The organism is Pseudomonas sp. P116 (assembly GCF_020149425.1).
In the GTDB taxonomy this organism is placed as follows: domain Bacteria; phylum Pseudomonadota; class Gammaproteobacteria; order Pseudomonadales; family Pseudomonadaceae; genus Aquipseudomonas; species Aquipseudomonas anatoliensis.
The window spans coordinates 663207-675791 of the sequence record NZ_JACVHB010000004.1 but is presented as its reverse complement, the minus strand read 5'-3'; the positions used below and the strand labels follow the sequence as shown (position 1 = coordinate 675791).

At 58.4% G+C, this 12585-nt stretch carries 16 protein-coding genes; 10 read left to right on the top strand and 6 right to left on the bottom strand.

Features of this window, described 5'->3' with window-relative positions:
• The first annotated feature begins 393 nt into the window (after window positions 1–393).
• Window positions 394–1281, top strand: coding sequence for a threonine/homoserine exporter RhtA (gene rhtA / locus ICA15_RS17470; protein ID WP_150615876.1), 888 nt, complete (start codon window positions 394–396; stop codon window positions 1279–1281).
• Between the two features lie 168 nt (window positions 1282–1449).
• Window positions 1450–1731: a hypothetical protein gene (locus tag ICA15_RS17465; protein ID WP_042560187.1), complete on the top strand. Its 282-nt coding sequence runs from the start codon at window positions 1450–1452 to the stop codon at window positions 1729–1731.
• A gap of 1 nt (window position 1732) precedes the next feature.
• Here the strand turns inward: ICA15_RS17465 and ICA15_RS17460 are convergent, their stop codons facing one another.
• Entirely contained in the window at window positions 1733–2296 is a 564-nt protein-coding gene (locus ICA15_RS17460) for a TetR/AcrR family transcriptional regulator (RefSeq protein ID WP_150603417.1), read from the bottom strand.
• A 92-nt stretch (window positions 2297–2388) separates the two neighbouring features.
• On the opposite strand from ICA15_RS17460, the gene ICA15_RS17455 reads away from it, so the two are divergent.
• Window positions 2389–3117 carry an SDR family oxidoreductase gene (locus ICA15_RS17455; protein WP_150603416.1) on the top strand — a complete coding sequence of 243 codons (729 nt, stop codon included), beginning with the start codon at window positions 2389–2391 and terminating at the stop codon, window positions 3115–3117.
• Between the two features lie 37 nt (window positions 3118–3154).
• Window positions 3155–3751, top strand: a complete 597-nt coding sequence (locus ICA15_RS17450; RefSeq protein WP_150615879.1) for a 2-hydroxychromene-2-carboxylate isomerase — start codon at window positions 3155–3157, stop codon at window positions 3749–3751.
• Between the two features lie 51 nt (window positions 3752–3802).
• On the opposite strand, the gene ICA15_RS17445 is transcribed toward ICA15_RS17450, so the two are convergent.
• The 5 genes from ICA15_RS17445 to ICA15_RS17425 form a co-directional block, all read right to left on the bottom strand.
• The gene (locus ICA15_RS17445; RefSeq protein WP_210553918.1) at window positions 3803–5611 is read right to left on the bottom strand and encodes an aminopeptidase P family protein; all 1809 of its coding nucleotides are present in this window, start codon (window positions 5609–5611) and stop codon (window positions 3803–3805) included.
• A gap of 55 nt (window positions 5612–5666) precedes the next feature.
• Complete coding sequence (locus ICA15_RS17440) at window positions 5667–6833, bottom strand: aminotransferase class V-fold PLP-dependent enzyme (protein WP_210553919.1); 1167 nt, start codon at window positions 6831–6833, stop codon at window positions 5667–5669.
• A gap of 205 nt (window positions 6834–7038) precedes the next feature.
• Window positions 7039–7653 (bottom strand): LysE family translocator, encoded by a 615-nt coding sequence (locus tag ICA15_RS17435; protein ID WP_042560193.1) that lies wholly within the window; start codon window positions 7651–7653, stop codon window positions 7039–7041.
• Window positions 7654–7752: 99 nt separating this feature from the next.
• Entirely contained in the window at window positions 7753–8022 is a 270-nt protein-coding gene (locus ICA15_RS17430) for a hypothetical protein (RefSeq protein ID WP_150603412.1), read from the bottom strand.
• 151 nt (window positions 8023–8173) lie between these two features.
• Entirely contained in the window at window positions 8174–8539 is a 366-nt protein-coding gene (locus ICA15_RS17425) for an antibiotic biosynthesis monooxygenase (protein ID WP_150603411.1), read from the bottom strand.
• Between the two features lie 93 nt (window positions 8540–8632).
• Between ICA15_RS17425 and soxR the strand changes: the two genes are divergently transcribed.
• The 6 genes from soxR (at window position 8633) to ICA15_RS17395 (ending at window position 12571) form a co-directional block, all read left to right on the top strand.
• On the top strand, window positions 8633–9085 hold the full coding sequence (gene soxR, locus ICA15_RS17420; RefSeq protein ID WP_210553920.1) for a redox-sensitive transcriptional activator SoxR: 453 nt from the start codon (window positions 8633–8635) through the stop codon (window positions 9083–9085).
• Between the two features lie 113 nt (window positions 9086–9198).
• Window positions 9199–9657 carry a VOC family protein gene (locus ICA15_RS17415; protein WP_210553921.1) on the top strand — a complete coding sequence of 153 codons (459 nt, stop codon included), beginning with the start codon at window positions 9199–9201 and terminating at the stop codon, window positions 9655–9657.
• A gap of 265 nt (window positions 9658–9922) precedes the next feature.
• On the top strand, window positions 9923–11122 hold the full coding sequence (locus tag ICA15_RS17410; protein ID WP_150615885.1) for a PepSY-associated TM helix domain-containing protein: 1200 nt from the start codon (window positions 9923–9925) through the stop codon (window positions 11120–11122).
• The gene (locus ICA15_RS17405) at window positions 11119–11661 is read left to right on the top strand and encodes a thiamine pyrophosphate-binding protein (RefSeq protein ID WP_210553922.1); all 543 of its coding nucleotides are present in this window, start codon (window positions 11119–11121) and stop codon (window positions 11659–11661) included. Before ICA15_RS17410 ends, ICA15_RS17405 begins: the two co-directional genes overlap by 4 nt.
• Window positions 11658–11999 carry a hypothetical protein gene (locus tag ICA15_RS17400; RefSeq protein ID WP_150603406.1) on the top strand — a complete coding sequence of 114 codons (342 nt, stop codon included), beginning with the start codon at window positions 11658–11660 and terminating at the stop codon, window positions 11997–11999. Before ICA15_RS17405 ends, ICA15_RS17400 begins: the two co-directional genes overlap by 4 nt.
• The gene (locus ICA15_RS17395; RefSeq protein WP_210553923.1) at window positions 11996–12571 is read left to right on the top strand and encodes a DUF6162 family protein; all 576 of its coding nucleotides are present in this window, start codon (window positions 11996–11998) and stop codon (window positions 12569–12571) included. Before ICA15_RS17400 ends, ICA15_RS17395 begins: the two co-directional genes overlap by 4 nt.
• Window positions 12572–12585: the final 14 nt, after the last annotated feature.

Sequence of the window (12585 nt, the reverse complement as noted above, 5' to 3'; positions counted from 1 at the left end):
CTTGCGCTTCCGATCTCTCGTTAGCGGGAGGCGAATTCTACAGCGTTACTCGCTGTTGTCAACACCTCTTTTTCTCCGCTTTCGACCGAGAAGATCGAACCGTTAAAAGAGCCAAACATCACCGCTCTTTCAACTCCTTCCAGGCTTCGATGAACTGAAGCGACCCGCTCTCGAAACCTACTTAACTCATTGAATCTCAAGGAGTTTTCCGTTTCGACTGCGCCGGAAGTGGGGCGAATTATAGACGTCTGGAATCTGCCGTCAACCGCTATTTTCGATTTTCTCGAAACTTCCGAAAATCCAGCTTATATATAGACGTCAGAGACATGAATGCGCAGTATATTGCCCAACACCTACAACAACCCCCGCTATTACCTTGGACGATGCCGCGCAATGAATGACCAACCTCGCTCTCTTGCCTCAATGCTGTTCCCGGTTGGCCTGCTATTGATAGCCATGGCATCGATCCAGTCCGGAGCATCGCTGGCCAAAAGCATGTTTCCAGTGGTGGGCGCTCAGGGGACGACAACCCTGCGCCTGATTTTCGCGAGTGTGATCATGCTGTTATTGCTGCGCCCATGGCGAGCAAAGCTGACAGCCAAGTCGCTGCGCACGGTGATCGTCTACGGCATGGCGTTGGGAGGCATGAACTTCCTCTTCTATATGTCATTGCGCACAGTGCCGCTGGGCATCGCCGTTGCTCTCGAATTTACCGGCCCATTGGCCGTAGCTATATATGCATCCCGGCGCGCCATCGACTTTCTGTGGATCGGCCTGGCCATAGCCGGCCTGCTGCTATTGATACCGACGGGGGCAACAACCGCGGGAATCGACCTGGTTGGGGCCGGGTATGCATTGGGTGCCGGGGTCTGCTGGGCGCTATACATTCTGTTTGGTCAGAGGGCCGGTGCTGATAACGGCGTTACGACCGCAGCGTTAGGCGTGATGATCGCAGCGCTGTTCGTGGCTCCCATCGGCATCGTGCATGCCGGCGCAGCGCTACTGACGCCCTCGCTGATCCCGATTGCCATCGGCGTCGCCATCCTGTCCACCGCCCTGCCCTACACCCTGGAAATGGTTGCTCTCACTCGAATGCCCGCGCGGACCTTCGGTACATTGATGAGTATCGAACCGGCATTCGGCGCGCTGTCGGGCCTGCTGTTTTTGCAGGAATACCTCACGTTGTCACAATGGATGGCGATCCTGTGCATTATTCTGGCTTCCGTTGGTGCGACCATGACCATGGGCAACGCCGCCAAGCCTGCCATAGCGGCGGATTGAAACAGGATTTGACGAAGGTCTGGCAATTGGCGTTCATTTAGGCCATGTTTAGGCTCGCAACCCAATGCCAGATATGGATTTTTTCCGACTGGGATTTCGATACGCCTAGAGCGCAAGCGAATACAGGCAGACCGGAGCATCAGACTCGCGGCCGCTATAAGGACGGTAATGAAACGAATTTTGATATTGATCGCCGTACTCGCGGTTGCGGGCTGCGCGGCGACCTCGAAAACCCAGGTGAAGCACGGTAAGAAAGGGCTGCACATCAACTGTTCGGGACTCTCGTCCTCTTGGGACAAGTGCTATACCAGCGCAGCCAACTCCTGCGCCCCGAAAGGCTATAAGGTCATCGCCAAGTCAGGGGATTCCGTGGAGGAGCCCGGTGACTATCCATTCGGTCTCAATCCCGCTGGCTACACCAGCCGCAGCATGATCGTCATCTGCAAATAGATCACGGCTGCCGGGAGATCTGACGCCCAATTTCGTCACTGCTGGACTTCAGCACCTTGCGCTGAACGTCCGGCGTGGCCAGCATTCGCGCCACCACTAACGCGCCAACGCATTGCGACAGAATCGACCACGCCAGGCTGTCGCTCTCAAGTATCTGCGCCCAACTGTCCTGAACCCTGCAGATCCACAACTCGGCCTGCTCACGCACCTGAATATCCGAACGGGCGATTTCCGCGCCTAACGCCGGCAACGCACAGCCGGACTCAGGCTGCTCAACGTGAGCCATGCTCAAGTAGTGTTTGAGGCAACGCTCCAGCCGCTCACGATCCTGCGCCCCCTGCCCGCCCAGCCGCTCAAGGCTTTGCCCCAACTCCCTCTCGACGATGGCAGTGAACAACGCATCCTTCGAGGAGAAGTGACTGTAGAACGCCGCTCCGCTCAGCCCGATAGCCTTCATCAAACCATCGACGCCGACCGTGGAAAACCCGGATCGCTTGGCCGACAGCGCACTGCTCTGCAATAGTTTTTCCCGGGTTTCCAGCTTGTGACTAGCGGAGTAACGCATGTTGTTTGCCCTCGAATTGACCACCTTGACGCTGGCCGAATCCTAGCATAACGTTCGTTCACTTAACGATCGTTTACTAAAGGGGTTCACCCATGAATAACAAGAAGGTCGTATTGGTTGTCGGTGCTGGTGATGCCACAGGCGGTGCGATTGCCAAGCGTTTTGCCAAGGAAGGATTCGTTGCCTGCGTCACGCGGCGCAGTGCCGAAAAATTGCAGCCGCTGGTGGACGCGATTCAGGCCGAAGGCGGCGAAGCTCACGGCTTTGCTTGCGATGCACGCAAGGAAGAAGACGTCATCGCGCTGATCGAAGACATTGAAGCCCGCCTCGGCCCGATTGAAGCTTTTGTCTTCAATATCGGCGCCAACGTGCCGTGCAGCATCCTTGAAGAAACCGCTCGCAAATACTTCAAGATCTGGGAGATGGCTTGTTTCTCAGGTTTTCTCAATGCTCGTGAAGTGGCAAAACGCATGGTCACGCGTAAACGCGGAACCATTCTGTTCACTGGTGCGACTGCCGGACTGCGCGGCGCATCGGGATTCGCCGCATTCGCCGGCGCCAAGCATGGCATCCGCGCGCTCGCACAAAGCATGGCTCGCGAATTGGGCCCGATGAACATTCATGTTGCCCATATCGTCGTCGATGGTGCCATTGATACGGATTTCATCCGCAACAGTTTCCCTGAGAAATACGCCACCAAGGATCAGGACGGCATTCTCAATCCCGAGCACATCGCCGAAAATTACTGGTATCTGCACAGCCAGCCACGCGATGCATGGACGTTCGAGCTGGATCTGCGCCCCTGGAATGAACGCTGGTAAACCCACCGCCCATAACAATAAATAGAGAGCAGCGAAAATGACCAAAACCGTGGAGTTCTATTTCGACCTCGGCAGCCCTGCCACTTATCTGGCCTACACCCAGCTACCGAAGATCTGCGCAGCAACCAATAGTCAGTTGATTTACATTCCGATGTTGCTGGGCGGCGTTTTCAAAGCGACCGGCAACGCCTCACCGGCAATGATCCCAGCGAAGGGTCGCTACATGTTTCAGGATCTGGACCGGTACGCCAAACGCTATGGCGTAGCGCTCAAGTTCAATCCGCATTTCCCGATCAATACACTGCTGTTGATGCGCGCCGTCACTGGCATACAACTGCGCCAGCCGGAACGCTTTCAGGCGTTTATCGACTGCTTGTTCACGGCGTTGTGGGTGGAGGGCAGAAACCTGAGCGACCCGGCAACTGTGGCTGCCGTGTTGAGCGAAAACGGGTTCGAGCCCGATGACGTCCTGGCGCTGACCAATGACGAAACCGTCAAGGCTACGCTGAAGGACAACACTGAAACGGCCGTCAAACGAGGCGTTTTCGGTGCTCCGACCCTGTTTATCGGCAATCAGATGTTCTTCGGCCAGGATCGTCTCGACTTCGTCGAGGAAGCATTACGTCAGATTTAGATCGAAACGATGACAGGTGGGCGCTGATTTCAGCCCCCACCTGTCATGCGATCAGATTGCAGCAGTACGTGTATTCAGCCATTGGAGCGCGGCACCGTCGAGCAACGGGCTCAAGCGCTCACGCACCTCAGCGTGATAGGCGTTGAACCACTGTTTTTCCTCCTGACTCAGCAAGTCTGGCAGCAGACAACGCGTATCGATCGGGCACAGGGTCAAGGTTTCAAACTTGAGGAACTCGCCGAACTCGCTACTCCCCGCCTCACGGTTCATCGCCAGGTTCTCGATGCGCACGCCCCAACGGCCCGGACGATATGTGCCCGGTTCGATCGAAGTAATCATCCCCGGCTGCATCGCAGTCTGCGGTGCCGGCGCTGCCTGATAGGCAATGACTTGCGGGCCTTCGTGCACATTGAGGAAGTAACCCACGCCATGCCCGGTGCCATGACCGTAATCCACGCTTTCAGCCCAGATCGGCGCGCGCGCGATGGCGTCGAGCAGTGGCGACAGAATGCCTTTCGGAAACTGTGCCCGCGACAGCGCAATCACGCCTTTCAACACGCGTGTGCAATCGCGCTTCTGTTCTTCAGTCGGCGTACCGACCGGCACCATGCGCGTGATGTCAGTCGTGCCGCCGAGATACTGACCACCGGAGTCGATCAGCAACAAACCATCGCCCTCGATCACCGCGTGCTCTTCTTCGGTGGCGTGGTAATGCGGCATCGCGCCATTGGCGTTAAACGCAGCGATGGTATTGAAACTCAGCGACGCATAATCCGGACGACGCTCGCGGGCAGCGGTGAGTTTTTCGTCGATGGTCAACTCAGTAATGCGCTCACGACCCCAGGCCGATTCCAGCCAGGCGAAGAACTCGCAGAGTGCCGCGCCGTCCTGCTCCATCGCTTTACGAATGTGCTCGGCGTCCGCTTCACTTTTTTGCGACTTGGCCAGTGTGGTCGGGTTCAAGCCCTCGACCAGTTTTACGCCATTGTCGAGGTTATCCAACAGACCGCTGGTGACTCGCGCGGGATCCACCAGCAGGCTTGCGCCGCTCGGTACGGCGCGCAAGGCATCGGACACTTCGCTGTAGTCGCGCAGCGTCACGCCGTCCTGTTCCAGCACGGCACGCAACTGCGCATCAACTTTGCTCAACGCAACGAACAGCGTGGCTTGCTGCTGATTGATCAGGGCGAAAGAGACGAACACCGGGTTGAACGACACATCGCCGCCGCGCAGGTTGAACAGCCATGCGATATCGTCGAGGGTCGCGATGAAGTGCCAGTCGGCGCCGCGCTCTTGCAAACTTTCGCGCAGTTTGGCGAGTTTCTCGCCACGACTGACGGTCGCTTGCGGTGGCAGATGCTGATAGATCGGCGCGTTTGGCAGAGTCGGGCGGTCGCTCCAGACTTCCTTGAGCAGATCGATATCGGTACGCAGACGCGCGCCGCGTGCTTCGAGTTTGCTGCTCAGAGTGCGCGCCGAAGCCACGGCCATTACTGCGCCGTCTACTGCAACCACGCCACCTTCCGGGGTCTGTTCAGCCAGCCAGTCCAGCGGGCTCGGCTGCCCTGGTTGCAGCTTGACCAGTTCGATGCCGCTGCCGTTGAGTTCCTTGGTCGCCTGTTCCCAGTAACGACTGTCGGCCCAGACGCCGGCGAAATCGAGGGTGACTATCAGTGTCCCGACCGAACCATGAAAGCCCGACAGCCACTGCCGGCCCTGCCAGTAACCCGGTAAATACTCCGACAGATGCGGGTCGGCGGAGGGCACCAACAACGCATGAATGCCTTCGCGGCGCATCAGTTCACGGGTGCGCGCCAGGCGCTGGGGCACCGATCCTTCGGTCAAGGTCTGGGTACTCATCATGTCTCCTGCTAATCACTTGTTCGTTATTGTTCGTAGCCGTTGAATCGGCTGGTTATAGCCCTGTCGCCCAGAATGCCGGGGCACTGGCGCAGGCGTTCTTGATCAATTCGCAAGCCTTGTCGACATCTTCCGCGGTGGTGAAACGGCCGAGGCTCAAGCGAATGGTACGCCCCGCCAGCCGCGCATCATGTCCCAGCGCCACCAACACGTGGGATGGCGCGTTGCTTGCGGAGTTACAGGCTGAGGTCGCGGAAAACGCGATCGAATGGCTCAGCGCCGCGCTGTTGAATTCGCCCTCACTGAACGTCAGGCTCAAGGTGTGCGCAATGCGCTGACTGGCACTGCCATTAAGACGTACGCCGGGCAGGCTCAACAATTGTTCGAGCAAGCGTTCGCGCAACGCGACGATGGATTTTTTCTCTTCATCGAAAGCGCCAGCGGCCAACGCGAATGCGGCGCCCATTCCGGCAATCTGATGGGTTGCCAGCGTCCCGGAGCGCATGCCGCTTTCGTGTCCGCCACCATGAATCTGTGCCTGCACCCGTTGCTGCGCCCGCGGGCCGACGTACAACGCGCCAATGCCTTTGGGGCCATAGAGTTTATGCGCCGAAAACGACATCAGATCCACCGGCCACTGCGCCAGGTCGATCGCCACTTTGCCGGCACCCTGTGCCGCATCGACATGGAACAGCGCCTCGCGCCCGCGGACGATTTCACCGATGGCCGGGACGTCGTTGACAGTGCCGAGCTCGTTGTTGACCAGCATCAGCGAGACCAGAAAGGTGTCATCGCGCATCGCTTCGCTGACCGCCTGCGGTGTGATCAATCCATCGGCGTCCGGGACCAGATAGGTCACGGCAACGCCGGCGTCCTGCAACTGGCGGGCGGTATCGAGAATGGCTTTGTGTTCGATCTGGCTGGTAATGATGTGGCCGCCGCAGACACCGCGCGCCTGCGCCACGCCTTTGAGCGCGAGGTTATTGGACTCGGTGGCACCGGAGGTCCAGACGATCTGTTCAGCTTGTGCCCCGACCAGTTCAGCGACTTGCCGGCGGGCCTGCTCGACCGTTTGCCGGGCCTGCTGGCCGAACGCGTGGGAGCTGGAGGCCGGGTTGCCGAAATTACCGTGAAACCCCAGGCATTCAATCATCACCTGGATGACCCGCTCGTCCACCGGGGTGGTGGCGGCGTAATCGAAATACAACGGACGTGTGTTCATAAAAAGACTCGCAGAGCGTGTTCCGGGATCAGGAGGCTCGTGTCTGCAAACGGCACCGCGCAGCCTCGTGAGCTGCGCGTCGGTTCGAGAGCGTCATCAATACCTGATCGGATGCCGTTAAAGAAGGACAACTTCATTAAAAGTGCGTAGGAACGCTCCTGAAGCCGAGCTTAACAGGCATCGGGCTGGCGGTTGAAGCAACGCGTCAGCTAAAGCTTTCAAGAAGTAACGGATACAACGAAATCACCAACAATGCCGCCATGCCCCAGTTGAATACGCGCAACCAGCGCGGTTCCTTCAGCACATTGCGCAATAGCGTGCCACACGCTGCCCAGACGCCGACGCTCGGCAAGTTGATGATGGCGAACACCGCGGCGATCACCACGACGTTGGTGAAGTATCCCTGCATCGGCGTGTACGTGCTGATGGCACCAATGGCCATGATCCACGCCTTGGGATTGACCCACTGGAACGCGGCGGCGCCCAGATAGCTGATCGGTTTGGCTTCGCCCTGGACGTTGTCACCGACCGGCCCGGAATGGGCGATCTTCCATGCCAGATACAACAGATACGCCGCGCCGACGTAGCGCAGGACCGTATAGAGGATCGGATAGGACTGAAACACCGCGCCCAGGCCAAACCCTACGGCGACCACAAGGACGAAGAATCCACAGGTGATGCCGAGCATATGCGGGATGGTGCGGTTAAATCCGAAATTGACGCCCGATGCCAGCAACATGGTGTTGTTCGGCCCCGGCGTAATCGAGGTGACAAGGGCAAACAGGGCAAAGCCCAGCAGTAAATCAAGCGAGAGGTTCATGGTGCAGTCCGTCAGGGTCATTCAGGTGTAGACCCTACCCCACGCGGCCCGGCAAACCCACGGACAGTTGGCTAAAACTTCAACCAGTACAGTTTGTTTTCAGCTAGGCCGACCATGCAGCTGTACGGCACGTTCAGCGCTCATCTCGCCCTGCTTGTCAAAACTGAAGGCCTTCTGTGGCTGGCCAAGTAATCGCGCTTTTTTGGCATGGTATTCGTCAAACGACAAACCGCTGCGGTTCAGCGCCTCCATGGCCAGTTCCCGAGATTCTTCTGCCGAGTAGGGCCGCAGCTCCGGAGAAACATGGCTGGCACATCCGGCGAGTACGGAGACGGCGAGCAACAGCGAAACAGTCAGTAAATGATTCATTGGAGCGTCCTGGCGGGCAATGTGGGGTCGATGGAGAAAGGCTACGCCCCGACACGCCTGCGCAGAAATCAACGCTTTCAATAGTGGCTATCAGCAAATCGTCACTAACCCACATATCTCTCCAAGATGAGCGCCTGACAAAGCTGCCGATCTAACCGACCAGGTTGCAGTGCAACGCATCGTCGTGACTGCGGGCGATGCTGCTCAGTACCTGAAACGAATTGAAGGTCACTGTTTTCGCCTGATGGGCGCGGATCAACTCCCAGAAATCCTGTTCACCGCTTTCGAAACTGCGGAACGCCGCCTCCCCCGCCTCGCGAGTCTGCCATTGCAGCAAGCTCAATACCCGCCGACCATCGTCGCTGGCTTGCACGCTCGCGCTGACAAAACCCTGGTAGCGCTGGGCCAGGCGTTCAGTCTGCATCGACAGCGCCGAGACCAGTCCCGGTTGCTGCCGAGGCTCGATCTCGAATTCGATCAATTGGGTGAAGCTGCGGTTTTTCGCTGATGCTTGCATGAAATTCCCCACTTGGCTGTAAGGCGAATCTTGCGACTCGAAGAAGCGCAGGGTAAAACCTCTAGTTAAGTCAAGGTCAAGAGCAATTTCACCATGGTCACCAAGGAAAACCTGCACAAGCCCCTCACCGTCGGCGAAGTCGCGTCGCGTAGCGGTGTCGCGGTCACGGCCCTGCATTTTTATGAGTCCAAGGGTTTGATCAAGAGCCAGCGCAATGCTGGCAATCAGCGACGCTATGCGCGCGCCGTGCTGCGTCGAGTGGCATTGATCAAAGTTGCGCAGCGTCTGGGGATTCCGCTGGCGGAGATTGGCGAAGCACTGAAAGTCCTCCCCGACGATCGCGCACCGACGGCGGCGGACTGGAAGTTTCTATCGCAGCAGTGGCGACGGGAACTGGATGAACGGATCAATCAACTGACGCTGCTGCGCGACCGGCTCAATGGCTGCATCGGTTGTGGCTGCCTGTCGATGGAGGCGTGTCCGTTACGCAATCAGGGGGATGTGCTGGGTGAACAGGGGCCGGGGGCGCACTTTTTGGATAGGTAATGTGAGCTGCTGCTCGTCGGGCGAAATTCCTGGCCGGGAAGACAGTTCTATATTGATCCTTCCGGGAATCCGGTGAAGCAACATTTCGCAAAAACAAAAACAGGGAGAACGTCATGAGCGTCAAACCCATCCCCGAGGGGTATCACAGCATTACCCCGTATCTCGGCATTCATAAGGCCGCCGAGGCCATCGACTTCTACAAGAAAGCCTTCGGTGCCACCGAAGTCATGCGCCTGGCCATGCCCGACGGCGGCATCGGTCACGCGGAGCTACGTATTGGTGACAGCGCAATCATGCTCGGCTCGCCGTGCGATCAGGGGCCATTGAGCAGTCCGGACCAAACCGTCTCCGTCGGTTTGCACCTGTATGTGACGGATGTCGACAAGTCATTCCAAAGGGCGCTGGATGCCGGAGCAACCGTGGTGTCCGAGGTCAAGGATCAGTTTTACGGTGATCGCAGTGGAACGCTGAAGGATCCGTATGGGCATTTGTGGTTTCTCGCGACCCACAAGGAAGATCTGACTGAAGAACAGATCAAGCAGCGGGCGATGGAGATGTTTAGCCATAACTGATTGCTCCGTACCGGACCGGCTCGCTCCGACCTGAAAATACCTTTCAAGTGTTGGAGTGAGCCCGTGGTTCAGGACAGGATTTGTACTGCACAGGCGAATTGCGAAACATTTACTTTCACATTCCTTATCGGGATTTATCTCGCTCATCCGTCCTATAGAGATGCAGGCCGTTCGCGTAGGCAAAAGCCACGAGCGCCTTTCGGGGATCCCCGTGCTGTGAAGCCCGCAGCCACGCGCCCTTTCACCACTCTCTAGACGCGTAATCATGTCGAAAAAATCCCGCTCAAAACTGTGGTTCCTCGTACATAGCTGGCTCGCATTACCCATCTGGTTTTTTGTTCTGATCGTCTGCGTGACCGGTACGCTGGCAGTGGTCAGCCAGGAAATCGTCTGGCTGGCCAACCCGCAGATGCGTGCCAGTCAGCCATCGGACGATGCGCCGCTGCTCAGTTACGACCAGGTTCTGGCCGCGATCAAAAAAGCCGAACCGCAAACCGTGGTCGAAAGCATCACCCGCCCTGACGAATCGCACTTCGCCCTGGACGTTGAGGTCAGCTACCCGGACGGGCGCTCGCTGACGGTGTACGTCAACCCATACACCGGGGTGATCCAGGGCACCGCGCCAGCCTTTGACTTCAAGGCTTTCACCCGCGCCTTGCATGGTTGGTGGCTAGTGCCGTTCACCAACGGCTTCAGTTGGGGATGGTATCTGGTGTCATTCCTTGGCGTGCCGATGCTGGTGTCGTTGATTACCGGCCTAGTGGTCTATAAGCGATTCTGGAAGGGCTTCTTGCGCCCGACTCTACGTATTCGCCATGGCGCGCGTATTTTCTGGGGCGATTTCCACCGTCTCAGCGGTATCTGGTCGATCTGGTTCATTGCGGTGATTTCCATCACCGGTGTCTGGTTTTTGATTCGGGCCTTCCTGTTCGATAACCAGATCTCCATCTCCAGCGAGCCGATCATCCCGGCCATGTCCCGTGAAAGCGTGCCGATTTCGGCGGCCGGCACTCCGCCGCCACGTATCAGCCTGGACCGCGCCGTAGAAATCGCTCAGCAAAAGATTCCGGGGCTGGAGGCCAGTTTCGTCAGCCTACCGGGTAACGCTTACAGTCACATGAGCGTTGGCGGTCGCGGCTGGTATCCATTGATGTTCCAGACGGCGACGCTCAATCCGTACAACGGTGAGATGGCGGCTACACGGCTGCTGTCCGATCGTTCCTCGCTGGAGTTCGTCACAGAATCCATGCGCCCACTGCACACCGGTGACTTCGGCGGGATCTGGATAAAGTTGATCTGGTTCTTCTTTGGCCTGCTGCTGAGCATGATGGTGCTCAGCGGCTTGCTGATCTGGACCAAACGCACCGCTCTGGCCACCGCCAATGCGCTCAAGCGCGAGGACAAAAAAAACCGGATCAAGGCACAACCGGCCCTCAGCCGTGAGCCTTCGGAGGTCAGCCTGTGAGCAAGTCCACAACGATCACGCCGCCATCGCGACTGGGGAGACTTTGGCACAAATGGCGATTCCACATAAATGTCCTGTTGTTGCTGATCCCGCTTGGTTTCATGCCCAAGTATTTTGCCGACGCTTCACTGTTTCGCGGCGACAGCGGCCTGGGACAACATGAAATCGGCAATATCCAGGTCGGCCCCTGGAGCCTGCGACTGGCCGAACTGCGCAACGAAGCCCCCACCCTCACGGGCCCGGCCGGCTATATGAAAGATTTCAGCGCGGCCCTGTGCGATGCCTGTGTCGACAAGGTCAAGGCCACTTACCTGCGCATCGGCAAACCGCGCAGCTTACGCGCTGCCGGGGCAATTTTTTTTGGTACGCCATACCGTATGGGCACACAACTGCCGATCCCGGAAAAAACCAAAGCTGACGCCGAACTGTGGATAACCATGGAAGGCTGGGACGGCAGCATGCATCAGGCCTCGATTCCCCTGAGCCAGGCCTCCCCCGCCACCATCGCCTGGCTGAACAAACAAGGAGCCAAACCATGACCTGCTCGCAACGCCCTTTCCGTCTGCGGCTCAGCGCCGCGCTGTTGGTGCTGTGCGCCGGCTTCAGTGCAAGCGCCCTGGCGCACAACCCGATGTGCGAATGCAAAGCCGTCGATGACGAACAGATCAAATGTACCGGTGGCTTTTCCGACGGCAGCGGCGCACCCGGTGTGACTCTGGATGTGATCGGTTACGACGAAACGATTCTGGTGCCGGGCAAGCTCGGTGCCGACTCGACCTTGACCTTCAAGAAACCCGGCGCCGAGTTCTACGTGCTGTTCGACGCGGGCCCTGGCCATGTGGTGGAAATCGACCAAGCGGATATCGAAGCGCCATGAGTACGCCCACCACACAAATCGTGCGTCCGGCCGGTGCCGGTCATGAAACCCTCAACGTGTTGCTGCTGTGCTTGCTGATCCTAGCGCTGGCCGGTTCCGTGGTGGCCTGGCGCGGGGTGTCCCATGAACCGGAACCGGTCGCCAGCAATCAACTGGACGCGCGCCGCGACCTCAGCGCCGCCGAGCAAGGCATCTATGCCGACCTGCGGGTGACACTGGACGAAATCCGCTTGCTGCGCGAAGAGCAGAAAACCTTGCCGACGCCACAAAATCTCGCGGACGAAGGTTTTGCCCCGTTCGCCCAGGACGCGAGTTCCGTCGCCCGAGGCGGTCACGCATGGCAAATGCCGACCGACGCCGCCTACTTCGGTCATAGCCAGACACCCTCCATCGCCGGTTCGTTTCTGATGCGCGTCGGCGCCGATGACCAGGCTGCGCCGGATATCTGGCTCAACCGTGACGCCGCACTCACGGCGCCTCGCGAGCTGACTGACGCCGCCCTGGCCGCTGCCGGCTGGAAACAGATCGTCGCGCAATACGATGCCGGGGTTACCCGCGAACATCGCCATTGATTCCTCGCCCTCAC

Coding starts and splice junctions, on each gene's coding strand:
- rhtA (WP_150615876.1), top strand. CDS start 394: ATGAATGACCAACCTCGCTCTCTTGCCTCAATGCTGTTCCCGGTTGGC.
- ICA15_RS17465 (WP_042560187.1), top strand. CDS start 1,450: ATGAAACGAATTTTGATATTGATCGCCGTACTCGCGGTTGCGGGCTGC.
- ICA15_RS17460 (WP_150603417.1), bottom strand. CDS start 2,296: ATGCGTTACTCCGCTAGTCACAAGCTGGAAACCCGGGAAAAACTATTG.
- ICA15_RS17455 (WP_150603416.1), top strand. CDS start 2,389: ATGAATAACAAGAAGGTCGTATTGGTTGTCGGTGCTGGTGATGCCACA.
- ICA15_RS17450 (WP_150615879.1), top strand. CDS start 3,155: ATGACCAAAACCGTGGAGTTCTATTTCGACCTCGGCAGCCCTGCCACT.
- ICA15_RS17445 (WP_210553918.1), bottom strand. CDS start 5,611: ATGAGTACCCAGACCTTGACCGAAGGATCGGTGCCCCAGCGCCTGGCG.
- ICA15_RS17440 (WP_210553919.1), bottom strand. CDS start 6,833: ATGAACACACGTCCGTTGTATTTCGATTACGCCGCCACCACCCCGGTG.
- ICA15_RS17435 (WP_042560193.1), bottom strand. CDS start 7,653: ATGAACCTCTCGCTTGATTTACTGCTGGGCTTTGCCCTGTTTGCCCTT.
- ICA15_RS17430 (WP_150603412.1), bottom strand. CDS start 8,022: ATGAATCATTTACTGACTGTTTCGCTGTTGCTCGCCGTCTCCGTACTC.
- ICA15_RS17425 (WP_150603411.1), bottom strand. CDS start 8,539: ATGCAAGCATCAGCGAAAAACCGCAGCTTCACCCAATTGATCGAATTC.
- soxR (WP_210553920.1), top strand. CDS start 8,633: ATGGTCACCAAGGAAAACCTGCACAAGCCCCTCACCGTCGGCGAAGTC.
- ICA15_RS17415 (WP_210553921.1), top strand. CDS start 9,199: ATGAGCGTCAAACCCATCCCCGAGGGGTATCACAGCATTACCCCGTAT.
- ICA15_RS17410 (WP_150615885.1), top strand. CDS start 9,923: ATGTCGAAAAAATCCCGCTCAAAACTGTGGTTCCTCGTACATAGCTGG.
- ICA15_RS17400 (WP_150603406.1), top strand. CDS start 11,658: ATGACCTGCTCGCAACGCCCTTTCCGTCTGCGGCTCAGCGCCGCGCTG.
- ICA15_RS17395 (WP_210553923.1), top strand. CDS start 11,996: ATGAGTACGCCCACCACACAAATCGTGCGTCCGGCCGGTGCCGGTCAT.